The sequence below is a fragment of the Dolosicoccus paucivorans genome (genome assembly GCF_900100125.1).
In the GTDB taxonomy this organism is placed as follows: Bacteria; Bacillota; Bacilli; order Lactobacillales; family Aerococcaceae; genus Dolosicoccus; species Dolosicoccus paucivorans.
This window is the reverse complement of sequence record NZ_FNEL01000021.1, coordinates 1-26,253: the sequence shown is the minus strand read 5'-3', so window position 1 is coordinate 26,253 and position 26,253 is coordinate 1. Positions and strand designations below refer to the sequence as shown.

Below are 26,253 nucleotides of genomic sequence, written 5' to 3'. Positions count from 1 at the left end.
GATGGTCTGCCTAAAGGTACTGATTTTAATGAAGTAGATGAAGACTTTCTTAAGGAAGTAACCTTCAAGCGAAATATCATTCCACGTAAATCTCTTAACTACTACACTCCCCTGGAGGTTTTCTTGGCCCATCTTTTGGATCAAACACCTGGATATTATGCCAACCACTTAAGAAATATGGTTTCATCAAGCACCTGACTCCTCAAGAGTCGCTAGCGCTTTTCCTCTTGACCAGCCAGGAGCTTGATGAAGGGAGTTGTTTAAGGTGGTTAGCACAAGTATGTCACCAAGTTCAATCACTCATAATATAGTGTAGAAATTTCTAACTTAAATTGACAATCGAGAATATTAAAGGAGGACGTGCATGTTATTAAGTTTAACCATTGAAAATTTCGCCATCATTGATCAAGTAGATTTAGATTTTCAAAATAGTATGACCGTTCTCTCCGGGGAAACAGGGGCCGGGAAATCCATTATCATTGATGCGCTAAGCGTTTTATGTGGTGCAAGGGGCTCGATCGATTATATTCGTCACGGTGCAAATCGTTTATTAATCGAAGGATTGTTTAGTTACGAAGAAGCAAAAGATGATATTCAAGACCTTTTCCACCAATTCGGACTTGACTTAGAAGAAGACACATTGATTATTCGTCGCGAAATTAACCAATCAGGTAAAAATATTATTCGCGTCAATGGGCAACTAGCAAATGTTACCTTTTTAAGACAATTAAGTCCTTATTTAGTCGACATTCACGGCCAACAAGATCATCAACACTTATTAAATGTTGAACGTCATGTGGAATTACTTGATAATTTTATCGGGGAAAAAGCCCTCCGTCTTCGCCAAGATTACGAAGAAGCTTTTAATGCCTATAAAGAAGTGCTAAGACAGTGGAATCAGGCTCATACCGACGAGCAATCTGACCAACAACGATTAGATTTTCTTGAATTTCAATCCCAAGAAATTGAAAAAGCTCAATTAGTTCCAGGTGAAGAAGAAGAATTACTTAATATTAGTAACCAACTGCAGTATCAACAAACAAATCATCAAGCCCTACAAACGGTCAGCGAATTATTATCCGACAGTCCGCAAAGCATTCTCGTTCAACTATCGCAAGTAACAGAAGCTTTAAACCAAGTAAAAGGTGGAGAGACGACTGAGGATATCCAGCAGACGCTACAAAGTGTCCAAACTGAGCTTCAAGAAATATCCCATCAAGTCGCCTTAATGGATCAAGCGCCTTTAATGGATGATTATACCATTGATGAAGTAGAAACAAGACTCAACCAAATTCAACAACTGACACAAAAGTATCATCGTTCAGTGGATGAAATATTAGTCTATTATGACGAGATCTCTCAAGAGATTTATCAATTAGTTCATAAAGATCGCTACCTACAAAAGTTAGAAGAACAACTAAAAGTTACGTATGATGACGCTTTTATGATTGCCGATTTACTTCATCAATTAAGAAAAGAATATAAACCAAAGCTTGAACAAGCCGTGCAAGAAGAGCTAAAAGACCTTTATATGGCAAATAGTTTATTAAGCATCCAATTAACCAAAGAGTCGACGTTAAGTGATGATATGCCGGTAAGTTTAACAGCTACAGGATTTGATGAGGTGGAATTTTTAATTTCAACAAACGTCGGTGAACCGTTAAAACCATTGACGAAAGTAGCAAGTGGCGGTGAGATGTCACGCTTTATTTTAGCGCTAAAAACAGTTTTTTCTAAATCAAGTCCTTCACAAACGATGGTATTTGATGAAATTGATACGGGTGTATCAGGACGAGTGGCTGGAGCGATTGCTCAAAAGATGAAGCAAATTAGTTACTATCACCAAGTGCTTTGTATTACTCACTTACCTCAAGTAGCCGCGGCTGCAGATCATCATTTATATATTCAAAAGGTCGTTGAAGATGGGCAAACGTTAACTAAAGTAAAGTCAATGAATGATGAAGAGAAAATTAATGCGATTGCTTTAATGATTTCAGCTGATGAGCTGACTCAAACATCCATTGATTTAGCAAAAGAATTATTAACTCATTCATAATAAAAAGGAGGAAACAATATCAATGACTAATAAAAAACAACACCCTCCTTTAATTGTGATCGCAGGACCCACTGCCGTAGGTAAGACCGATTTAAGTATTCAATTAGCTAAACAGTTTGACGGCGAAATTATTAATGGAGACAGTTTACAAGTCTATCGCGGCTTAGATATTGGAACAGGAAAAATAACCCAAGAAGAAATGGAGAACATTCCTCACCATTTATTAAGTATTTTATCTGTCAAAGATCCCTTTGACGCGGCGCGTTTTAAACAATTAGCTGAAGAAGCCATCGAAGATATTGATCAACGAGGTAAATTGCCGATTTTAGTAGGAGGAACGGGTCTTTATTTAGATGGTCTGATTAAAAATTTGTCCTTTGGTGGCCCTAAAGCAGAAGATTTAAACTATCGCCAGCAGTTAGAACAACTAGCCCAAGAAAAAGGCGATCAATACTTATGGGAGCAACTAAATAAAATTGACCCGACAGCAGCAAAGAAGATTCCTTATCAAAATCGTCGTCGAACGATTAGAGCTTTAGAAGTCATTCATGTAACAGGTAAGCTATTTTCAAAACAGCTGACTTATTACCCAAATGATTCTAAGTATGATACGTTAATATTAGTGCTAGACCGTCCGCGCGCTGAATTATATGACCGTATCAATTTACGAGTTGAACAAATGGTCGATGAAGGTTTAGAAAAAGAAGCTAAACAACTTTATGATGAAGCTAAAGGACAAGACTGGCAAAGTATTAAAGGAATTGGCTATAAAGAATGGTGGCCTTACTTCAACGGCTCAGATATGTCAGTGAGTCAAGTTATTGAAACCATTCAGCAAAATTCAAGACGTTATGCCAAACGCCAATTAACTTGGTTTCGCAATCGTTTAGAAAATACTCATTGGCTTGATGCTACAGATGAAGCAACGCTTTATCAAAATGCCTATCAACTGACGGAACAATTTTTAACAGAAAGGAGGAGGTCTTATGATTGAAACAAAAGAACAAAAACAACGAGTGCTAGTAATTGGAGTGCAAACTCAAGAAATGGATGACGAGCTTTTTGCGACATTGGTTAGCGAGATGACTGCTTTAACAGAAACGGCAGGGGGCGAAGTGATCCAAACGATTACTCAAAAGTTAGCTAAACCAAACTCTCGGTCCCTTGTAGGAAGTGGAAAGATTAGTGAAGTTCAAGCAACGATTGACCAAGAAATGATTGATTTAGTCATTACTTTGAACCGAATTTCACCGAGTGTCAACCGCTACTTAGAAGAGACATTAGGAGTCCAAACTATTGACCGAACCCAATTAATTCTAGATATCTTTGCTTTAAGAGCTAAAAGTCGTGAAGGTAAACTACAAGTTCAATTAGCACAATATGAATATTTACTTCCAAGACTACACGGTAAAGGACTTACTATGTCGCGTCTAGGAGGTGGGATCGGAACGAGAGGTCCCGGAGAGACCCAACTAGAAACAGACCGTCGTCATATTCGTGGCTTAATTAATAACATCAAAAAAGAATTGAAGCAATTAGAAGCTCACCGCGAAAGAACGAGACAACAACGGGCTCATAATGGTCCATTCAATATTGGTCTAGTTGGTTATACAAACGCAGGTAAATCAACTTTACTTAATGCATTAACTGATGAGTCAACTTACACTCAAGATCAACTGTTTGCGACATTAGATCCTCTCACTCGTCAATTAACAATTAATGGTCATGATAACTTTACCTTGACCGATACGGTAGGTTTTATTGAAGAATTGCCGACCGAATTAATTCAAGCCTTTAAGTCTACTTTAGAAGAGATGCGCCATATGGATTTATTGCTTCACGTAGTCGATTCCTCTGATTCATCTCAACATCTTCATGAAGAAACAGTTTTAAACTTATTAGAGGATTTAAAACTAGACCACTTACCAATTTTAACGGTCTACAATAAACGAGATGTTAAAAGTGATCAGTTTGTGCCGACCCGAATTCCTAACTGTATCGTTTCAGCCTACGATAAAGACGATATGGAGAAATTAAAAGAAAATATTTGGCAAGAAATGATTCAAAATAGCCAACGTTACGTCGAAGTGATTCCAGCAGACCGGGGTGACTTACTAGCATGGCACCGTGAACATCGTCTTGTGACTTCAATGGACTTTAATGAAGAAGACCAAACGTATACAATTGTTGGATATAAAAGAAAAGAGCGTGAATAAATGATTACGATGAAGGATATCGTGCTAGAAGGAGCAAAGGTTTTAAGACAAAAAGCAGAACCAGTCACATTTCCTTTAAATGACGAATTAAAACAAACAGCCCTTGAAATGCGCGAATACTTAATTAATAGTCAAGATGACGAATTGGCAGAAAAATATAAGTTGCGACCAGGAGTGGGTCTTGCTGCTCCACAAATTAATTTATCGAAACAACTCATCGCGGTTTACGTTGCCGATTACGATGAAGAAGGAAATCCGGTGGAACCTTTATTAGATGAAATACTCATTAATCCTCAAATTATTAGTCATTCTGTTCAACAAACTGCTTTAAAAGATGGGGAAGGATGTTTATCGGTGGAGCGCGATGTGCCAGGATTAGTACCGCGAGCACGCCGCTTGAAAGTCAGATATCAAGATTTAGAAGGTCAAACTCATGAAATGAAACTATCTGGTTTTTTAGCTATTGTTTTACAACATGAAATTGATCATTTAAATGGCATTATGTTTTATGACCATATCGATCCAATTCATCCATTAGAAGCTAAGCCAGAGTGGCAATTAATTTAAACTAAAAAAATCACCAACCCTCTAAATCATTAGGTTGGTGATTTTTGTGTTATAAGTCTGCTGGCTCTAAAGGATCAGTACTGTTTTGGCTACTTTTAATTTGTTTTGGATTGACAATATGATAACCTCGCTCGTGGTAGCCATTGACAATATCAGTGATGGCTTCACTGGTCCACGGTAAATCGTGCATCAATATATTAGCTCCATCTCTTAAATAAGAGTTATCGAGACTGATCTCTGTTAATAAAGTAGCGTCATGGTATTCTTCCATCCAATCAAATCCAAAGTTCCACGTCATTAACTGCATGTCTAGATCATTACAAATATTGATGGTATCCATATTAAATTGACCAAAAGGCGGACGGAACCAACGCGGTTTTTCTCCCGTTACTTCTTCAATTAATCGGCTTGTTTCAGAAATTTCAAATTGTTGAGTTTCATAATCTAACTCTCTTAAATTTTCGTGGTGTTGGGTGTGGTTTCCAATCTCAAAGCCCATGTCATAAACTTCTTTTAAAATCTCGCGATTTTCTTCTTCATCTAGATACATCCCATTAATTAAGAAAATAGCTCCCACATCTAACGTAGCGAGTTGTTTAGCCGTTTCAAGGGTATGTTGATTAGGTCCATCGTCAAAGGTTAAAAGAAGAACATTGGCTGGCACATCAGCTCCATCCATCGGCATAATTTCAGATGAAATGTCCGGATCATTGACCATATAATATTGATAATCTAAAAAGGATTCTTGTTCAGCTTCGGCTACTTTTTCTTCTTCTTGAAGAGAAGCTTCAATGCTCGCTTCTTCAGCAGCTACTTGTTCTAATACTAATTGATTGTGTTCTTTTGCTTTTGAGTAGGCAAAGATACTACTACTGATCCCTATTAAAATGATTAAACTGAATAAGGGAAAAATATATTTGCGATCTAATTTATTGAAAAAATCGTTCATCAACAGCTCCATCCCTTTCTTATAATACTTACATCTTATTATAAAGGTTCTAAGGAATAAAGCTACTCATTTTACTAATTTTCTTTTCTAAAAATATCTTCGTAAAGCGCTTGGTAAGTAGTATAAATTTTATCCCAGTCAAATTGGGGTACAGCTTCTAAAGCATTTTTGACCATTTCTTTGTAATTATAAATAATATAATCAACCGCGTCGCTAAAAGCGAGCCCATTTGAGGGGTCAACACTAACACCTAAGTGTTTATTAGGAAAATAACTATCAAACCCTTCATCAGTTGTGTAAATAACTGGCAGACCTTGACTCATGGCCTCAACGTAAACTAGACCAAAGGTTTCAGGATAGGAAAGTAACGCAAATAAATCCATTTGACGGTAAATTTGCATCATTTCCTGCTGATTACGTTTGCCGTATAGTGTCACGTTAGGAAACTGTTTTAATTGATCGACAACGGACTTGTCCCACTCTGGACCAATGACATGAAGTTCGGCTGGGAAAATATTTTCGTTATAATTGGCTACTCGTTCGGCGAGGTTGATCAAACGCTTAGTGCGAATGAGTTTTGCGGTAGTGACGATGCGGAGCGGTTCATGTAACTTCGCTTCTTTTTCAGTATACAAATGTTCATGCCAAAAAGAATGGATTCCATTGGGAATAATGGAAGTTTTTTCTTTTAAGAAAGGAATGTCTCGTTCAGGAACATAATTATCAAATACTTCGTTATAAGCATTTTTAGAAATAAAAACAATTTTTGAAGCATTTCTTAAAATAGCAAGCCCCATGGGACGAAGCCAAAACATTCGTTTGAAAAAAGTTTTAACATCTGCATTACGAACAGCAACCACATAAGGTGTACCAAACTGCTGATGCAATTTATAAGCGAGCCACCCGTTAGAAAATAAAGAGTGAGCATGAATCAAGTCATATTCTTTGACGTTATAAGTTGCTAGTAAATCATCTAAAATCTTTTGATGTTTGTAATGAAAAATCCAACGGTCTAAATGATTAAAGACGCGGTGCACCGTAGCGTAGTCTTTCATTTTAGGTAACCGGTCACTAGGGTACTGGTGTGAGATAGGAACGTACACATCTAGATCATGGTCAGCTTCTTGGCGCTGATATAAATTTTCAAACAAAACAGATGTTGAATAATAAGAGTTAATGTGTAGTATTTTCAATTTATTCCCTCCGTTTCGTTTCAAATGATTCAATGAGTTGTTGTTGTTCTTTCGTTAAAGATTCAAGTTGATCCACTCGTTCTTCTAAATGACTAACTTGTTCATTTAATGAATTAAAGATTGCATCATTTGGAAGTTTAAAATGTTGCGTTGCAAAATAAATGACAACGAATAAAAAAGCGGCCAGCAGGACTAAAAAGAACCAGCCGCCTTTATCTAACTGTTCGTTGATTTTTTGATCAAACTCTTCCAAATCTTGTTCATTAATTAAAGGGGAGTGTTTGTTCATAAAAAATCTCCTTCATTGATTTAAAAGGCCCATTCTCCTTGTCTAAATATTGGATAGCGTGAGCCGTCTTGTTTAATACCATCAATATCCATCGAACTATTTCCAATCATAAAGTCAACGTGAACGTGGGAGCGGTTCAAGCCAGCTGCTTCTAGCTCTTCTTGAGTCATATTAGCTCCATTTTGAACAGAAGTAGCATATGCTGACCCTAACGCTAAATGATTTGAAGCATTTTCGTCGAATAATGTATTATAAAAGGTTAAGTTTGATTGGGAAATAGGGGATTGATGAGGAACTAAAGCCACTTCACCTAAAGATTTTGCCCCTTTATTTTCTTCGATTAATTTCAATAAGGCTTCTTCACCTTCTTTGGCAGTGGCTTTAATAATTTGACCATCTTTAAATTCAAAAGTCATCCCGTCAATAATTTGACCAGCGTAACTTAAGGGCTTGGTGCTAACGACCGTTCCGTCAATACGGCGAAAATCAGGGGCGGTAAAGACTTCTTCTGTTGGCATATTAGCAATAAAGTCTTCGCCTTGTTGGTTTTGGCTTGTCGCACTTTCCCAAACGTGATTGACAGGTAAGCCGATAGTTAAGTCTGTTTCTTCACTTGTAAAGTGTAACGCATCAAATTGTTGGTTATTTAAGTAATCAGCTTTTTCTTTTAAAACTGCTTCATGTTCTTGCCATGCTTTTATTGGATCTTCGGCGTAAACACGGGTCGCTTTAAAGATCGCATCCCATAAAGCATCGACTTGCTCTTCTTGCGATTCTAATTCAGGAAATACTAAAGCCGCCCACTCGGGACTAGCCCCAGCACACACTAACCAGCTCATCACATTCGCTTGAGAAGCGATACGAAGGGGTTGGAAAGCTTTCGATTGAGCCAGTTGAGAGGTACTGATTTTATGTGGGTCCACCCCGTTAAAAGCATTTGGGTCGCTTGAACGAAGTGCTATTCGTTTCATACGCTTTTCAATCATATATTCTGATTCATCGAGTAAGTATTGCGGAATATCTTCTAACGCTTCTTCGGATTGATAAATTAAATTTAAGCGCGATACCTTCTCGTCAGTCCATTTAACAATAACTTTATAAGCCCCGTTTTTATACGCTTCTTCTGTCATCAAGCGAACTAAAGGAGCTTGATCGATGTCAGCATTAATTAAGACAAAATCATTTTCTAATACGTTAATCCCTTTATTGATTAAAAGATGGGCATACTTTTGTAAATTATGTTCAAAGGTCATTATTCATTCATTTCCTTCCATTGACGTACTGCGCTATGAGCTAATTCGTGCAGTTGTTTAATGTCTTCTTCTTCATCAGGCGCTAAACTAAACTTAACACTTGGGGCAGCTTGGGTGGCACCGGTTTTAATAAATTGTTCTTCAAAGGTATCTACCGCACCGCAAAAGATTTCATAGAAATGATCTCCGGATCCAAAGACACCAAACACTTTGTCTGATAGGTCCAATCCACCTAAATCGTCATAAAAATCTAACATTTCATCAGGCAAAATTCCGTCGACCCCGTACGTGTAACTACCTAAAAAACATAAATCAAAATCTAAAAAATCTTCGGCATCTGCTTGCATCGCATCGTAAATTTCTACATCAATATCGTATTCTTGTTCTAATACACTGGCGACAATTTCAGCCGCTTCTTCTGTGTTACCAGTTAAACTGGCAAAAATAACTACAGCATCCACTGAGTCTCCTCCTTTTATCGGTTTTATCTACTGCCTATTATAACAAAGAAAATGACCAACACCATGAAGGAGTGTTTGGAATAAGATAAAAAAGAAAGGTAAACTTTTAATAATAATGTGATAAAGTAAACGAATTGCAGAAAAAATTTGGTATGATTAATTAAATACTATAAGACAATCCCTTTTGAGGGTGGTATAATATAAGAGTATGTCAAAAGGGCAACAAGAAAGGAAGTTAATAAACAATGGCTATTTTAGTTACTGGAGGAGCCGGATATATCGGCAGCCATACTGTCATTGAATTATTAAATCATGACTATGACGTGGTGATTGTAGATAATTTTTCTAATAGTCACCCAGAAGTACTGAAACGAATTGAACAAATTACTAACAAAAAAGTAACCTTTTATAAAGAAGACATTTTAAATACGAAAGCATTAGAAGAAATTATTAATCAACACAAAATTGATGCGGTTATTCATTTTGCTGGCTATAAAGCGGTCGGCGAATCAGTTGAAAAGCCACTAAAATATTATGAAAATAATATTCAAGGCAGCGTCTCTTTACTAAAGGCTTTAAAAGCATGTCATATTAAGCATATCGTCTTTAGTTCATCAGCCACGGTTTATGGTATGACGAACCAACCGCCTTTAACAGAAGATATGCCAACGCTTGAAACAGCGAATCCTTACGGCTATACAAAACTAGTCGTTGAACAATTATTAAAAGATGTCGTCGCATCGGATGAAACATGGTCAGCGACGATTTTACGTTACTTTAACCCCGTAGGAGCTCATGAGTCCGGGTTAATTGGTGAAGATCCAAGTGATATTCCAAACAACTTAATGCCCTATGTTTCTCAAGTGGCGGTTGGTTTACTCGAAGAGTTATCTGTTTACGGAGATGACTATGATACAGTGGATGGAACTGGAGTAAGGGATTATATTCACGTCGTTGACTTAGCTAAAGGTCACGTTAAAGCGCTAGAACATAACTTAAAACAAACAGGTACCCATATTTATAACTTAGGAACCGGTAAAGGCCAAAGTGTCTTAGAAGTCGTCCGAGCATTTCAAGAAGCCAGTGGACGAAAAGTGCCTTATAAAATTGTCCCACGCCGTTTAGGCGATGTAGCGACCTCTTTTGCGGATGCTTCAAAAGCAGCCAGAGAGTTAGATTGGCGTGCTGAAAAAGATTTAAATAATATGTGCCAAGACGCATGGCGCTGGCAATCTCAAAACCCTCATGGGTATTCTAAAGATGTTTAAAGGAGATGACGATTGTGCCAAACTATCGTCCTTATCATTATGTCGAAACAGATTCTGAGCCTCAAAAAATGGGGCGAGGTTTCTTTATTATACTGGGACTTCTTGTTGCGGTAATGGTTAGTTTTTTTATTATGTACGCCTTTCGTCAAAAAGTGATGACTACTTATCAAACATCTATCTATCAGCCCTTAGAAACCCAAGAGACAGAATTAAGAAAGGTTCACCCTCTAGTTGTTTTAGCGACTAACTACTCTAATGCGGGCCGAACGGGCCAAGAGAGTTTAAGTTATGCAAGTGTTATTACCTTTGATAACTACCATCAGCCTCAGATTAAAGAGTGGGCAGTCGATGATGTGTTTTATAACGAACAAACGTTAAATGAACTCTACCAAAATAACCAATTATATCAAGGAATCGATGATCAATTAAATGGATCACCTTTTTATACAGTCCAGTTATCCTTGTTCGAAATAAGACCTTTAATTGAAGCGATGGGTGGATTAAAGTTGGATGATCGGCAGTGGAGTGACTTACAAGTGATGGAATATATGTATGAAATAAATGAAGCCGATGAACAAATAAAACGAGATCAGCTGATTATTCATACATTATTTGAACAGTTATTCGCTTATAAAGTGATTCCTCAACTACCCACTTTAATGGAGCAAAGTACTTATTTTATTCATACGGATGTTCCTTACCGCGTTATAGAAAAAACAGTCATACAAATGAAGCTGTCTCAAATAAAAGAAACTGTCTTGTCGTTATTCAACCGACAAACAGCGCTAATGATTCACTAATTAAAGGAGTGATGTTATGTCCAAAAACCAAAAGACATCATGGAAATTTAAACTATCGTTAATTGGTTGTTTATTACTCGTCCTTGTTGGCGGAGCGATTTGGAAAGTGAGTCGCGACTTAGCTCGGGTAGCCAATCAAACGAATCAAACAATTGAAGTAGCTAATTTACGTAAAAAATCGGTAAACTTAGAAGAAGGTGAGCCGTTAAACGTTTTGCTCATTGGAACTGATGATGATTTAACCGCCCGAAAAGAAGGGGAAGGGTATGTAGGAAGAGCCGATACATTAATGATTCTTTCGATTAACCCTCAAACGCGCTCGACAAAGATGGTTAGCATCCCGCGTGATACTTATACTTTCATTAAGGGCCAATCGAATCCAGATAAAATTAACCACTCCTATGCTTTTGGAGGGATCGAGTTAACCGTTGATACGGTACAAAATTATTTAAATTTACCGATTGATTATTATGCGGCGGTTAATATGGACGGTTTAGCGAATTTAATTGATGCCTTAGGTGGCATTGAAGTCACTAGTCCGCTTACTTTTGAATACCGTAATACAATGTTCAAAAAAGGCGAGACACGTCACGTTAACGGAGTTAAAGCATTGAATTTTGCTAGAATGCGCTATGACGACCCATTAGGAGAAGTGGGACGTCAAAATCGTCAAAAGATTGTGATTAAAGCGATTGTTGATAAAGTGCTGTCGATGGATTCATTAACGAATTATCCACAAATATTAAAAGCAGTGGAAGACAACGTGAGAACGAATTTAAGCATTCAAACCGCTCTAAAAATTATGAAACAATATACTCCGGCAGCAGAAAAAATGACGATTATTAAGTTTGATGATTTAGAAGAACTTTATATCGATGATGTCTTCTATTTCCATATACCATTGAGTGCACGATTGAAAGTGACCAATGAATTACGCCAACAATCTAGTTTGCCTCTTGTTGCGACGAAGGATTTAGCGGATCCAATTGGCGACGAGGCAGGAGACACAACGATTACTAAAATATCTAATGTTGTTTTAAACCAATATCCCACGGGATTAACTGAGGAACAACAAGAAGACATTATTAATCAACAACAAGTCATTCAAACTCACCGAGCAGAAGAAAGCTATATTCCGGCTCAACCGGTCGAAGAATATCAGCCTGCTCCTAATTATCAACCAAGTTACCAACCGGAGTATCGACCGCAACCACAATATACGCCGCCGGCATCAAGCGGAGGACAAACACCGCAACCTCAACCTCCGGCACAATCGGCACCACCGGTTCAAAGTGAGCCGCCCGCTCAGCCAGCGCCCCAACCACAACCAGAAGCGCCTACTGAGCCACAACAACCGCAACCAGCGCCCCAAGAGCCAGCACCGCAACCTCAACTAGAAGCACCTGCTGGTTCGACTGAGGAATAAGGAGAGATTTTATTGAAAATAGCAGTGATCGGAATCGGTTATGTTGGATTGTCTAATGCGATTTTGCTTGCCCAACATCATAGCGTGACAGCTGTTGACTTAAATGAAACAATTGTTGACTTAATTAATCAAGGAAAATCTCATTTAAAAGACCGAGAAATTGAAGAATATTTAAATAAAGGTCAATTACATTTAACCGCTACTACAAACGCACAAAAAGCCTATCAAGAATCAGATATTATTGTTGTAGCGACACCAACAAACTACGATGAAGAAACAAACTTTTTTGACACGTCTTCCGTCGAAGCAGTTATTGATGAGGCGTTAAAGGTGAACCCCGACGCGTTAATTATGATTAAATCAACAGTACCCGTTGGCTTTACAAAACAACTTCAAGAAAAGTATCAAACGGATCGCATTATCTTCTCACCAGAATTCTTAAGAGAAGGTCAAGCGTTAAAAGATAATTTATATCCTTCGCGAATTATTATCGGCGATCAATCAGAAAAAGGTCAACTATTAGCGAACTTACTAAAAGAAGGCGCTAAAGCTAAAGAAGTTCCAGTTCTTTATATGGATCCAACAGAAGCTGAAGCAGTTAAATTGTTTTCTAATACCTATTTAGCCATGCGAGTGTCATACTTTAACGAGCTGGATACTTATGCAGCTATGCGCGGTTTAGATGCAAAAGCGATTATTGAAGGAGTCGGGTTAGATCCGCGAATTGGCGATCACTATAATAACCCGTCCTTTGGATATGGAGGGTATTGCTTACCAAAAGATACAAAGCAGTTACTCGCCAATTATCAAAATATTCCTAACCGTCTCATTCAAGCGATTGTTGAATCCAATGCGACGCGTAAAGAGTTTATTGCAGATGACATTTTACAAAAAGATCCTCAAACAGTAGGCGTGTATCGCTTAGCGATGAAGCAAGGGTCAGATAACTTTAGATCTTCAGCTATTCAAGACGTGATGGAGCTGTTACGTGGTAAAGGAGTCGAAGTGGTTATTTATGAACCAGCATTAGCGACTGATACCTTTGATCACTATCCCGTTGTTAATTCGCTAGAAGCGTTTAAACAACAAGCAGATCTAATTATCGCTAACCGCTTCGAACAAGAGTTGGAAGATGTTAAAGAGAAAGTTTATACACGCGATTTATTTAATAATAACTAAAAATGGAGCGTCGGTTTATTAGCCGGCGTTCTTTTTAATGAAGGCAATATATTTCACCCTTCAGTGATGGTATAATCAAAGGGAGTTATTATTTTAACACGAGGTGAACCCATGGAGATTCAATTGAAACCCATTCGCATCTTACATATTATGAGCGGATTTGGGGGAGGAATATCTACTTTCATTCGCAATCAAGCCGAAGCGTTAACGGACACATCAATTATATTTGATGTAGCAACTTATGATGATTGCCCAGAAGAATTTAAACAAGCTATTGAAAAAACAGGCGGACGCATCTACTCACTACAAAACCCAAAAACAAAAGGGTGGAAAGAGTTTAAAAAGTCCTTACAACAACCTTTAAAAGAGCATCACTATGACGTCGTTCACTGCCACGTAGCAGGGTACCGCGCGATCGCTTATTATTTAGTTGTTAGAAAATATAAAGTGGGTAAATTTATCATTCATGCCCATTCGACGGTTGATTTATCTCGCTTAAGTAAAAAGAAACAATATGAAGCAAAAATTAATCAACCCATTAACCGCTATCTTTCCCATGAACCGGTAGGGTGCGGTGCTCTAGCCATTCAGTCTATTTACGGAAAAGTTCCTAAAGAACAATGGATGATTATACCTAATTCTGTAGAGCCCGCAAACTTTATTCATTCGGATAAAGAAGCTACTAAAATAAGAGAACAAGTGCGGACCCGTTGGCAAGTTCCAGAGGACCATTATTTAATTGGTCATATTGGACGACTAGAAGAAGTCAAAAACCATCAGTTAACTTTAGAGCTAGCTCAATGGATAAAAAACCAACAGTTGCCGATGACAATAGTTATTATTGGAACAGGTAAATTAAAAGAGGCTTTAAAAGAACAAGTTAAAGAAAAAGGATTAGAATCCGTCGTTCTTTTTACCGGACGCCTTCACCCAATTGCTAACTACTTACCTGCGCTAGATGGCGTTATTTTACCTTCCTTTGTTGAAGGGTTACCAACTACAATGATTGAAACACAGTTAGTAGGCCTTCCGGCAGTCTTGTCCGACACTATTACAAAAGAAGTCGATTTAGAATTAGGACTCCTTACTTATTTACCTTTAGACAGTCCGATTTCCAAGTGGTACGATGAGCTGATCACTTTAATCGAAATGTCTAAGCCTTCAACAAGATCGCGTATCGAACAAGCCTCATTAAAAGGATTTACGAATGAAGCAGCTAGTTCGATCTATACGCAATACTTAAGTGGCTTCATTAACAGTTACCATATTGATTAAGGGAGGGATTGAATGAAACAATTTATACGACGATTATTAGGGTTTAGTTTAGGACCTATTTTAGGAGCTGTTTTATCCTTTGTTCAAATCCCGATTATGACCAACTTATTATCGAAAGCTGAATACGGTCGAGCGGGATTGTTTAGAAACTTACTGACGGAAATTCCTAATTTTATTTATGTTGGTTTTGACCAAGCGTATACAAGAGAATACCACCGCGCGGATGATAAGCGGCGCATCTTACAACAATCGATCTTTTTCCCATTAGTCATTGGCGCTCTTTTATTAATCGGAAGCAGCTTTTTTGCTAAGCCGTTATCATACTGGCTATTTAAAGATGAAGGGTACTCTTATATTATTTGGATTGCTGGCCTATGGGTTCTAGCAACCATTGTCGAACGTTTTTTATTATTAAATATTCGAATGGAAGAAAAAGCTCTGGAGTATTCTAGGTATACGCTATTACTTAAACTGTTAGTATTTATTGTCTCTGTAGCTTTAGTTTTATTAGGAGTCCGAGACTTTAGAGCGGTTGTCTTTGGTATGTTATTTGGTCAATTGCTAGGAGATGTATGGTTATTTTATAAATACCGTACTTTTATGGATTTTAGAGGATTTAAAGCGGATTGGCCGCTCATGGCTCAACTCTTTCGTTTTGGATTTCCTTTAATGTTAGCCGTGTCGCTCACTTCTTTATTAAACTCTTTAGATAACATTTTCTTAAACCAATTTAGTACAGCCGATGATTTAGGAACCTATAACGCTACACGAAATATTGTTAATGTGATTGGTATTTTAAAGACAAGTTTTGCTTCTTTTTGGATACCGACCGCTTACCGCTGGTATGAAGAAAACAAATCCATTAAACACTATAAATACATTAGTGACGCTGTATTATTTGTTCTAACAGGCTTATTTTTTGGTCTATTGATCTTCAAAAAGGTCATTATTATGATTTTAGGGTCTAAATATTATGATGCCGGGTTTATTATAGGTCTCCTTAGCTTTCCTCATATTATGTATACCTTATCGGAGACAACCACTTTAGGGATTGTCTTTTCTAGAAAGACTTATTTAAATATTGCGGTGAGTTTACTAGCGATTATTCCTAGTTTAGTTATTAACTATACAATGACACCCACCTGGGGGTACCGTGGAGCTGCGACAGCTTCATGTATTGCTTATGTTATGTTCTATTTAGCGAGAACGTATTTTTCTAATCGAAGTGGATTTGGCTTTAGCCAATATAAACAAGTTATTAGTATTTTACTGATGCTCATTGCTTCAAGTATTAACGCCTTTGATATTGCTCATGTTGAGTGGATCACACTAGGTATTGGGCTAGTGACGTTAGTTGTTCAAAGCTCAACGATTATGACGACGTTATCTATTAGAAACAATCCAGCTGAATGGGACTTTTCATAAAGGAGGGGTAAAAAGTGCTTTATTTAGTGTTACTTGTTGCTAGTGTCTTTTTAGGAACAGAACTATTAGCTCTATCGACTCCTTTTTTACAAGTGACGTTATACCGGATTTTGGCGTTAAGTGTTTACCCTATTTTATGCATTCAACTTTTACGTCCTTCGTCATCTTTGAAGATTGATCTTAATAACCGAGGAACCTATTTTGTAGGGGCGATTTTCTTATGGTGGCTTACAGCTTTAGTGACTTTAGGTTGGCCGGAAAGCTTGTCCCATTGGTTTCAAGCCTTCTTCTTACTTACCCTTGGATTAGGTTCAGTGTTAAGTTTGTATTTTTTTGTGACAAATTTAGAGCAGTGGAAGACGCTTTGTTTAACCATTTGGTCGATGATGAGCGGGCTCGTTTTGTGGGGAGTATTAGAAATTGGAACGAATACTTATTTGTTCGCTGATTTGGAAAAGTTAGATAAATACCATACTTTTACAAGTAATCCGTGGAGTCGGATTCCGGTGACGATTTTTGAAAATCAAAATGATTACGCTACAATGTTGTTAGCTTATATTGCGACGACGGTTATTATTTATGCATTGACCCACTCGATTTGGTTGCGATTGTTTGAATGGGGCATGGCTCTTATTGCTGGGTATTTAATTTATCGGACCGATTCGAGAATGTCTCTTTTAGCGGCAATGGTGATGAGCTTACTTTTAGTTTTACGCTATTTTCCAATTAAAAGAACAGTGAATTTGATGCGTCAAGCTCTGGCGGGAATAGTAGGATTTATTGGAGTCATCTTAATGGTTAAGCCCTCGATTATTCAAAAGATCGGGGAAGTGATTTATACTAAAGGACAAGATTATTTAACGGGAGATATGGCCCGGGTTAATATGATGAAAAATGGTTTTTACTTTTTAGGAAAAACGGGCGGCTTTGGTGTAGGAGCAGGAAATATCGAGCATTGGATGCTTGAATATGGTCCTTATTCAACCAATGGAATTGCTAATATTCATAATTGGTGGCTGGAGATTTTAGTAGGGTATGGTGTGATTCCTTTTATAGCGTATCTTCTAGCCTATCTATTATTATTAATCCGTCTTTATCAATTAAGTCAGTCACTTCTTTTAACGAAAAAGACTCGACAAATGGCCTATGGCTTATGGATGTTTATGTTTGTTTTTGTTTTCGCAAGTATTACAAGTGCCAATAATATGCTTATTGAGTGGCATTGGGTCTATTTTGGAATGATCGCAAGTTTTGTTCATTTAATAGATCGTCAACTAAAAGAATTAACACGAGGTGAAAAGATTGAGTTTAAACACACTAATTTATGAACTTTTCCGGTTTATAAAAGATAATATCACTAAACTATTGCTTAGTGCTTTAGTCGTCAGTTTAGTGCTAACGGGTGGTAAATATTATTTAACAACAAAAGATCAAGAAGAAGAAGACTTAGCTTCAGCTTACGAGTCACTACTGACAGTTTATGAACAAGAGCCAGCGGAATTTAAATTTATTATTCAAAATGAAGATGGAACGTTCTTTGACAATTCCTTTATTATTGACGAATATTTAACTCAACCAGACGTTGTTCAACAACTTGAATCGATTAGTCAAGTACCGTTTCAAGCGACGCTAGATTATGAACAATTACTAGAACTTTACAAAACGTCTAAATTTAGAGGAGGTCTTGTGGTCATTCGAGACACTTCAACTAACTTAATGACTGCCCGCATTCAAATAGCATCAGAGTCAAAAGATAACTTAGCAATCGCATCAGCGATTGAACAATTAATTAAACAATCAGATATCCCTTTTTTAAAAGGTAAAGAAGTGACTATTTTCCAAACATCTTCAATTGGCGAAACCATTGATCCAGAAGCGAATCCTTTAGCGGATCCATTAAGTGAACTAGAAAAGCCAGCAACCGGCATGGGAATTAAGTCTTTAGTTCGTTCTGGAGTATTAGGATTAGTAGCCGGATTTATTTTAACTGCCGGTGGACTATTTATATATAGACTACTAGACCGTAAGATTCGCTACGGCTTTGAATATAGTTGGGACTTAAACGATCAACATTTATTGTATCAACCTCAAAAATATCCGGGATTAACTTTAAATGAATTAATTGATTTGTCTCAAGTGTCCAACCAGTTAATTCTCGATCAAACCGCTGAAAGTGAAGCCGCTAATTGGTCTAAAGGAATTAATCACTTAACACAAACCGTACCTGTAGAAGAAATTGTCTTCATTATAAGACCAGAAAAAACAACTAAAGAATGGTACGATGAACAATATACATTATCAAAATTATATCATTGTCCACTACGAATTATTCATGTAGTGGAATAGAAAGGAAAGGTATGGAACCATTAATTTCAGTTATTACACCTGTTTATAACGCACAAGAGTTCATTCAAGAAACGATTGAAAGTGTTCAAAACCAAACCTTTCAACAATGGGAAATGATTTTAGTCAATGATCAAACACCAGATAATAGTGTGGCGTTAATTGAAGAATTAATGCAAAACGATCCACGTTTAAAACTCATTCACTTACCTGAAAATGGTGGCGCGGCAGTTGCCCGCAATGCAGGATTAGATGAAGCAAGAGGTCGTTACGTTGCTTTCATTGATTCCGATGACGTATGGCACCCCCAAAAGTTAGAAAAGCAACTGGAATTTATGCAAGAAAATCAATATGACTTTACTTATACCAACTTTGCTTTAATGACTGAAGAAGGAGACATTCGAAAAGACCGAGTGAATTTGCCTTTAGAACTAGGGTATTATGATTTACTCAAAAATACCTCTATCGCTTGTTCAACCGTAATGATTGATCGACAAAAGGTAGGACCTTTTCAAATGCCTTTAGTTCGTAAAGGACAAGACACAGCGACTTGGCTCATGTTAATGCGCGAGCGAGGAGTGAAAGCTTACGGCTTGAATGAAGTGCTAAATTATTATCGCCAAGTTCAAGGATCAATTTCCAGTAATAAGTTTGGTGCTCTCAAACGAACATGGTATTTGTACCATCATTTAGAAGGATTGCCATTTTTAAAGGCAAGTTACTACTTCCTTCATTATGTGGTCAATGCCATTTTAAGAAGAATTTAAATAGAACCGTCCGATGAGGACGGTTTTTTTGTTGACCAAAATAACTTCTAGTAAATCAAGATAAAGAGAACAAAAAGAGGTTTGTGATAAAAAACTGAGTTAAACTCGAATAAGATTCTAAAACTTCGATAATAATTAAATTAAATCGATAGAAAATATAATAAAAATATTCTTATGTAAATCCGATTTATGTCTACTATGACAACAAATTGGATTTAATGTGCAAATGAGAGAGTTTGTGAATGTGACATATCACTATTTTGTGTTGATTACGTCATATATATATTAGTGCTAAAGTAAACTCAGTTAACATTTTGTTTGGATCAATTATAATCTGCTATCTCGACAAAACTGTTGAAATAGATGATTTTAAAATGTCCATTAGACAAAATAGAATAATTACAAAAACAAACGATTATTTTGGAGGAATTATTTAGTATGTTTAGTAAGAAAAACACATATATGCGAACAATGAAACGTGGAACGAAAGTTCAACATTTCGGGATTCGTAAATTTAATGTTGGAGTTGCATCGGTTGCGATTGCGGCAGGTATCTTCTTTGGTTCAGATGCTGTATTAGCGTCCGCTGAAGCAGAAATGCAACCAGGACAAGAAGAAGTATCTGGAATGGTTGAAGGTGGTACGAGTGAATTACCTGATTTACCACTAGAAGATTTACCGCCCGTTGATACGCAAACACCAGAACCTACTTCTTTCCAAGAAGACACGTCACAGGTAAAAGGTGTTGTAGAAGACGAAATTGTTGCCGATCAATTAGAATCAGGTCAAAAAGAAGAACAAGAACAACGACCAGCAGATTCAAGTGACTCAGAAACAAACAAGGAATTAGATGTTGCTGATATTGAAATGCAAGCAGTTAATGCTGAAGAACCAGAAGTTTCTGATAAGCCTTTTGACGGACAAGTGGGTGTCAAAGATGCATCTGAGAACACATTTGCCGAAGAATTAGGCGAAACAGGCCGTGGTTACAACTTCCAAAACTTACAGTTCAACCCTGAAAACTTAGATAAAAGTAATGACACAAATGAAGCAGGCTTTGAAATGTTAGCTCAACACAACGTTGCTGCTTCAACAAGTAACTGGGTCGTTAACTTACAAATTGACGAAAGACTAGCTCAGTACATTACTAAAATTGATGTTAATGCGGATAACGGTAGAACACGCCGAGTATTAGTTAGAAAAAATGATAATCTCGGTCGTTCAACAAACATTTGGCAAGTTAACTACATTCGTGCAAGCGAAGGACTTTTCGCTGGAGGTTGGACATTAGGCCCTACAGCTGCTGAAGACGGAATCATTCATTTTGAAAAGCCAGTTAATGAAATTTTAGCTGAAATTGGCGATGATAAACTAACATCAGACAAGTTATTGTATCGTGTCTATTTAACGTCTAAAAAAGATGACGGAAAAATTGTTTCTGGGATTGATACGACAGGATACTTTAGAGTAAATGGTATTGATGATTATGATCCCGGTGAGATTTCTGAAAGTAATAAAGATGTCTACAAACATGCCGGGGTAGAAGCAAGAGTTATTACGAACCATGAAAAAATCACACAAGACGGTAAACGTGTGGACGCGATTGTTGTCGACCAAAAACTAACGAAAAATGGTAGTTTCTATTACGGCATTAACGCAAAAGACAAACCATGGAATATTAACTTCAAAGCCGATCCACGTCTTGTTAAATACATTGATGGCATCGAGCTACACTATTTAGGAAGTGCAACTTCTGTTCAACCAGGGTTTGGGATTGATGATCGTAGTAACTATAAAGTAGCTGACCTAGCGATTGAGCGGCGTGAAGGCCATCCTAACTACGGGGTAGGGTCATATACGGACAATGATTTCACTAATATTGTGAATATGGACAATACTTCATACCGTCCAAACTTTTCTCGTGTTGTTTATAAATTAAACAAACCACTAAATGAAATTCTTGAAGAATTAAAAGAAGAAGCCGGCGTTGCTGAAGGTAAGCCATTCGGTGATGATTTCTTATTTAGCGCTTGGTTTACAGACGCCAATGATAAGTTAATTCCTAACTCTGATGGAACAGGAGTTTATCAACTTCAAGATATTGATGGAGACGGTAAAGCCGACGAAATTGAAGCTAATCAAGGTACAAGTCCATTTATTGGCGAACCTACTTTAAATGCACCATTTGAAGGTGACACGGTTGTGACTGGTCAAGTTCACTTGCATGAATTAGCAGGTTCTGGAAACACTGTTGAATTGGTGAACCAAGCAGGCGAAGTTATCGCGACGACTACAGTTGACGCTGTTGATGAAAAGGGTCAACCATTTACAGGAGTTCAAGACATTGGGTTTAACATTCCAGAAGGTAAATCAGTAGGAAACGCTGGGGAAGATTTAACTGTTCGTGTCATTCCAAGCGATGAACGTTACCAAAACCCAGAAATGTTTACTACTAAAGTCAAAGAAGCGCCTAAAGCAGTTGAAAAACCAATCGAAGTTGAGCAAGATACTGACTTAACTCAAGACGCTGATAGTGCGAAAAATGCGATTGAAAATAATGCTGAAATGCCAGAAGGCACAACATTTGAGTGGAAAGAAGCACCAGATACTTCAGCAGTTGGTCAAACGACAGGAACAGTGGTCGTAACAATTCCTAATAGAGACCAACCATTTGAAATTGAAGTTCCAATTAATGTCACTGAAAAAGTAGCAGAAGAAACAGTAACACCAGAGTTTGCAGAAGAGATCACTACAACACTTGGTAAATTACCTGACGCAGAAATTGCAATTGAGAACTTTGATTCATTACCTAAAGGCTCAGTTGCAGGTTGGTCAAAAAATCCAACAATTAATGAAGTTGGTCAATCTACTGGTACAGTAACAGTGGTTACTCCAGATGGAAAGATGTTTGAAGAAGAAGTTCTTGTCAATGTGATTGAAGTGCCTAAAGCGGTCAATACACCAATTGAAGTTGAACAAGGCCATGATTTAACTCAAGATGTCGACAGTGCAAAAGAAGCTATTGAAAACAATGCTAGTATGCCAGATGGCACAACATTTGAGTGGAAAGAATCACCAAACACTTCAACTGTTGGCGAAACAACAGGAACAGTAGTAGTAACCGTTCCAGGAATTGAAGAGCCATTTGAAGTTGATGTTCCAATTAATGTTGTGGAAAAAGAAGTTGAAGAGCCATTCAAACCAGTATTCAAAGATGAGATTGATACAACAATCGGAAAAGTTCCAAATGCTGAAGAAGTAGTGGAAAACTTTGTCGATTTACCTGAAGGAACAAAAGCTGGTTGGTCAGTGACTCCAGATGTCTCTGCAGAGGGAACAGTAACAGGAACAGTTATTGTTGCTACTCCAGAAGGTGAAGTAGTAGAACACGAAGTTACCGTTAACGTCACAGATAACCGTGATTACGCTGAAAAAGTAACACCAGAAATTCCAACAGAGAAAACTCCTGTAATGGATGAAAATAACTTAACAGATGCTGAAAAAGAAGAAGTTAAGAATAAAGTTGTAGAATCTAATAAAGATATCTTCCCTGAAGGTACAGATGTCGTTGTGGGAGATAATGGTGATACAACAATTACTTATCCAGATAACTCAGTTGATACGATTCCAGGTACTGATTTAGTGGTTGAAATGACAGATGCTGAGAAGTATACACCTGAAACGGATGTTACAGACACTGATTTAAACGTTGTTCCTGACGCTGAAGATTTAATTACTAATAAAGATGATTTACCGGCAGATGCAGAATATATTTGGAGAGAACAACCAAATGTTTCTGAAATTGGTAAATCAACAGGTTCAGTATTAGTCGTTTATCCAGATGGTACAACGGATACAGTGGACGTGACAGTAAACGTTGTCGATAATCGTTCAGATGATGAGAAATACGACGCAAATATTCCAGCAGAAAAAACGCCAGTTGATGATGTGACAAACTTAACTGATGCTGAAAAAGAGGAAGTTAAGAATAAAGTTGAAGAAGCAAACCGTGACAACTTCCCTGAAAATACAGAAATTGAAGTTGGCAATAATGGTGATACAACGATCACTTATCCAGATCAATCAACAGAAGTTATTCCAGGCGAAGACTTAGTTGTTCAAAAATCAGATGCCGATAAGTACACACCAAACTTCCAAGATGTAGAAACTGAATTAGGTGAAGTACCGTCTGCTAAAGATGCGATTGAAAACTTTGATGAATTGCCAGAAGGAACAAAAGTTGTTTGGGAAGAAACACCAAACGTCGACACTAAAGGTACAACCACAGGTAATGTTATTGTTATCTATCCAGATGAATCAATGGAAGAACAAGAAGTAACAATTACTGTTACAGACAGCCGTACAGATGCTGAAAAAACAACGCCTGAAGTACCAGCAGAAAAAACACCTGTAGTGGACGAAAACAACTTAACTGACGCTGAAAAAGAAGAAGTTAAGAATAAAGTTGAAGAAGCTAATAAAGACAACTTCCCAGAAGGAACAGATGTTGAAGTTGGCAACAATGGTGATGTAACTATTACTTATCCAGATAACTCAACAGATATCATCCCAGGAAAAGACTTAGTCACACCAATGACAGATGCTGAAATTTACACGCCTGAAGCAAATAACGACTTAGAAACTGAAATTAATGTCGTTCCAAACGCTGAAGATGCGATTGTAAATAAAGACGATCTACCAGAAGGAACAGACTTCTTATGGAAAGAAGAACCAAACGTTTCTCAAGAAGGAACATCAACAGGAACTGTTTTAGTTGTTTATCCAGATGGGACAACTGATCAAGTTGAAGTCGATGTCAACGTAGTAGATAATCGTGAAGATGTTTTAATTCATAACGATGTAAATCAACCGATCCCAGAAGGTTATGACCGTGTTATTTTCAATAGTGGTGAAGGTGTAGAAGACTTTACTACAGTTGTTATTGATATTAAGAAACACACTGTTGTAACAGCAGATCAAATTAACACACCTGAATTAGTCGCTCTTGAAGGCTACGAAAATGCTCATTGGGTAACTGAAGATAACGCTATTCCAGTAGGAGCAATGTTCAGAGCAGCTGCAGAAGGTCAAATGGAAATCTCCGTTCAAGACATCTTAGATATGATTTCTAACCGTGATGGAACAGGCCAAGTGACTGTTATTACTGGTGTAGCTGATAAAGTTGAAACCCCAGATAATGAAAAATACGAACCAATTCTTCCAGGGGATAAAGTTGAAGTTGAAGACAAAGACAACTTAACTCAAGCAGAAAAAGATGAAGTTAAGAATAATGTTCAAGAGTCTAACAAAGACAACTTCCCAGAAGGAACTGATATCGAAGTGGGTAACAATGGTGATACAACCATTACTTACCCAGATGGAACAACTGATATTATTCCAGGTGGAGATTTAATTGTTGAAAAACCAGCGATTTCTGTAGAACACTTTGGACACATTGTACAAGTGGATGAAAACGGAAATATTATCAAAGAGCTATACGATTTCGCAGATGAATCAGAAGCAAACATCTACGATGCGTTGAACACTCACTTAGGTTACCTAAAAGAAGACGGATTCCAAATCATTGACTATAGTCGTGTAGTGGATGAGAATGGATCAGTTACTTGGGTGTACGAAGTGCGTAAAGCTCAAGAAGATAGCCAAGATGAAGATATTCAAGTAGAACATGTTGGTCATATTGTAGAAGTTGATCATAACGGTAACGTTATTAGAGAACTATATGACTTCTTTGATATGGAAGAAGCGAACATCTACGACGCATTAAACACTCATTTAGGTTATCTAAAAGAAGACGGCTATGTGGTGTATGATTACAAGCGTGTTGTAGATGAAGAAACTGGTCAAGTGACTTGGGTATATCAAGTGGTGAAGGTAGATTCCCAAGACACAGAAACACCTGACAAGCCAGGAGTCGAAAAACCAGAAACTGATAAACCAGGAACTGAAAAGCCAGAAACTGATAAGCCAGAAACTGATAAGCCAGAAACTGAAACTCCAGAGACCGACAAACCAGGAACTGACAAACCGGAAACTGATAAGCCAGAAGCTGAAGCTCCAGAGATTGATAAACCAGGAACTAATAAGCCAGAAGCTGAAGCTCCAGAGACTGACAAACCAGGAACTGATAAGCCAGAAACTGAAGCTCCAGAGACTGATAAACCAGAAGCTGAAAGTCCAGAGCTTGATAAGTCTGAAGCTGGCCAAGTTGAAGCAGACAAATCAACTGCACAGGATACTCAAGCAACAGATTCTGACAAAGCAGGTGTACTTCCAGAAACAGGTGAAGCAGACAATGCCGCTTTATTAGGTACAGCAGCAATGTCAGTGCTAGCCGGTTTAGGATTAGTAGCACGTCGTCGTAAAGAAGACTAATTATTAACGATCGAGCCTCTATAAATAATAGATTAATCCCGACTATTCTTCGGAGTAGTTGGGATTTTTTTATTTTTATGATGAATTGCAATAATTATTGCGACAAAAAGTTATTCTAACTGAACGAGTTCGTGCATGAGTACTTCAAAAGGTGTTTTAAAATCTAAGCATTTTCTAGGTCGATTGTTTATCAACCATAGCGCATTGAAAAGATCATGTTCCGTAATTTTAGCTAGATCTGTGCGTTTAGGGAAAAATTCTCTGAGTAATCCATTGGAATTCTCGTTAGTCCCTCTCTGCCAGGCACTGTAAGCATCCGCAAAGTAAAAAGCGATGTTTTGTTGTTCGATGTCTGAATAACAAGCAAATTCTTTCCCACGATCAGAGGTGAAA

Annotated in this window: 20 protein-coding genes and 1 pseudogene; 15 read left to right on the top strand and 6 right to left on the bottom strand. The window is 37.6% G+C overall.

Going from position 1 to position 26,253, the window contains the following annotated elements; all coding sequences use genetic code 11:
• The 5 genes and pseudogenes from BLR79_RS09185 to def form a co-directional block, all read left to right on the top strand.
• Positions 1–198: pseudogene (locus BLR79_RS09185) on the top strand (hypothetical protein); the annotation flags it as partial.
• A 166-nt stretch (positions 199–364) separates the two neighbouring features.
• Positions 365–2,056, top strand: a complete 1,692-nt coding sequence (recN, locus tag BLR79_RS04525; RefSeq protein ID WP_092085295.1) for a DNA repair protein RecN — start codon at positions 365–367, stop codon at positions 2,054–2,056.
• Between the two features lie 22 nt (positions 2,057–2,078).
• A complete protein-coding gene (gene miaA, locus BLR79_RS04520) occupies positions 2,079–3,050 on the top strand; it encodes a tRNA (adenosine(37)-N6)-dimethylallyltransferase MiaA (protein ID WP_092085293.1) in 972 nt (323 codons plus the stop codon).
• A complete protein-coding gene (gene hflX / locus BLR79_RS04515) occupies positions 3,043–4,272 on the top strand; it encodes a GTPase HflX (RefSeq protein ID WP_180955427.1) in 1,230 nt (409 codons plus the stop codon). The genes miaA and hflX overlap by 8 nt, the downstream gene beginning before the upstream one ends.
• A complete protein-coding gene (def, locus tag BLR79_RS04510; protein WP_092085291.1) occupies positions 4,273–4,839 on the top strand; it encodes a peptide deformylase in 567 nt (188 codons plus the stop codon).
• Between the two features lie 49 nt (positions 4,840–4,888).
• Here def and BLR79_RS04505 read toward each other — a convergent pair whose 3' ends face one another.
• From BLR79_RS04505 to BLR79_RS04485, 5 genes are all read right to left on the bottom strand, one after another.
• Entirely contained in the window at positions 4,889–5,788 is a 900-nt protein-coding gene (locus BLR79_RS04505) for a polysaccharide deacetylase family protein (RefSeq protein WP_234970813.1), read from the bottom strand.
• 74 nt (positions 5,789–5,862) lie between these two features.
• Positions 5,863–6,981: a glycosyltransferase family 4 protein gene (locus tag BLR79_RS04500; RefSeq protein ID WP_092085287.1), complete on the bottom strand. Its 1,119-nt coding sequence runs from the start codon at positions 6,979–6,981 to the stop codon at positions 5,863–5,865.
• Between the two features lies 1 nt (position 6,982).
• Positions 6,983–7,270 (bottom strand): ATP synthase subunit B family protein, encoded by a 288-nt coding sequence (locus BLR79_RS04495; RefSeq protein WP_092085285.1) that lies wholly within the window; start codon positions 7,268–7,270, stop codon positions 6,983–6,985.
• 20 nt (positions 7,271–7,290) lie between these two features.
• Positions 7,291–8,523, bottom strand: coding sequence for an aminopeptidase (locus tag BLR79_RS04490; protein ID WP_092085283.1), 1,233 nt, complete (start codon positions 8,521–8,523; stop codon positions 7,291–7,293).
• Positions 8,523–8,984: a flavodoxin gene (locus BLR79_RS04485; protein WP_092085281.1), complete on the bottom strand. Its 462-nt coding sequence runs from the start codon at positions 8,982–8,984 to the stop codon at positions 8,523–8,525. The genes BLR79_RS04490 and BLR79_RS04485 overlap by 1 nt, the downstream gene beginning before the upstream one ends.
• Positions 8,985–9,229: 245 nt before the next feature.
• Here BLR79_RS04485 and galE point away from each other — a divergent pair, with 245 nt between their 5' ends.
• The 10 genes from galE to BLR79_RS04435 all read left to right on the top strand — a co-directional run bounded on the left by galE (position 9,230) and on the right by BLR79_RS04435 (position 25,860).
• The gene (galE, locus tag BLR79_RS04480; RefSeq protein ID WP_092085279.1) at positions 9,230–10,252 is read left to right on the top strand and encodes a UDP-glucose 4-epimerase GalE; all 1,023 of its coding nucleotides are present in this window, start codon (positions 9,230–9,232) and stop codon (positions 10,250–10,252) included.
• Between the two features lie 14 nt (positions 10,253–10,266).
• A complete protein-coding gene (locus tag BLR79_RS04475) occupies positions 10,267–11,052 on the top strand; it encodes a hypothetical protein (RefSeq protein ID WP_092085277.1) in 786 nt (261 codons plus the stop codon).
• 16 nt (positions 11,053–11,068) lie between these two features.
• Positions 11,069–12,478, top strand: coding sequence for an LCP family glycopolymer transferase (locus tag BLR79_RS04470; RefSeq protein WP_092085275.1), 1,410 nt, complete (start codon positions 11,069–11,071; stop codon positions 12,476–12,478).
• Positions 12,479–12,490: 12 nt separating this feature from the next.
• Complete coding sequence (locus tag BLR79_RS04465; protein ID WP_092085273.1) at positions 12,491–13,657, top strand: nucleotide sugar dehydrogenase; 1,167 nt, start codon at positions 12,491–12,493, stop codon at positions 13,655–13,657.
• Between the two features lie 111 nt (positions 13,658–13,768).
• The gene (locus BLR79_RS04460; RefSeq protein ID WP_092085271.1) at positions 13,769–14,932 is read left to right on the top strand and encodes a glycosyltransferase; all 1,164 of its coding nucleotides are present in this window, start codon (positions 13,769–13,771) and stop codon (positions 14,930–14,932) included.
• Positions 14,933–14,944: 12 nt separating this feature from the next.
• On the top strand, positions 14,945–16,357 hold the full coding sequence (locus BLR79_RS04455) for a lipopolysaccharide biosynthesis protein (RefSeq protein WP_092085269.1): 1,413 nt from the start codon (positions 14,945–14,947) through the stop codon (positions 16,355–16,357).
• A 14-nt stretch (positions 16,358–16,371) separates the two neighbouring features.
• Positions 16,372–17,685 carry an O-antigen ligase family protein gene (locus tag BLR79_RS04450; RefSeq protein ID WP_092085267.1) on the top strand — a complete coding sequence of 438 codons (1,314 nt, stop codon included), beginning with the start codon at positions 16,372–16,374 and terminating at the stop codon, positions 17,683–17,685.
• Entirely contained in the window at positions 17,660–18,703 is a 1,044-nt protein-coding gene (locus BLR79_RS04445; protein ID WP_092085265.1) for a hypothetical protein, read from the top strand. Before BLR79_RS04450 ends, BLR79_RS04445 begins: the two co-directional genes overlap by 26 nt.
• Before the next feature lie 11 nt (positions 18,704–18,714).
• On the top strand, positions 18,715–19,467 hold the full coding sequence (locus tag BLR79_RS04440; protein ID WP_092085264.1) for a glycosyltransferase family 2 protein: 753 nt from the start codon (positions 18,715–18,717) through the stop codon (positions 19,465–19,467).
• Between the two features lie 471 nt (positions 19,468–19,938).
• A complete protein-coding gene (locus BLR79_RS04435) occupies positions 19,939–25,860 on the top strand; it encodes a Rib/alpha-like domain-containing protein (RefSeq protein ID WP_159427593.1) in 5,922 nt (1,973 codons plus the stop codon).
• Positions 25,861–25,970: 110 nt separating this feature from the next.
• Here BLR79_RS04435 and BLR79_RS04430 read toward each other — a convergent pair.
• A partial coding sequence (locus BLR79_RS04430; RefSeq protein ID WP_143338778.1) for an IS30 family transposase occupies positions 25,971–26,253 on the bottom strand: 283 nt, incomplete at its 5' end.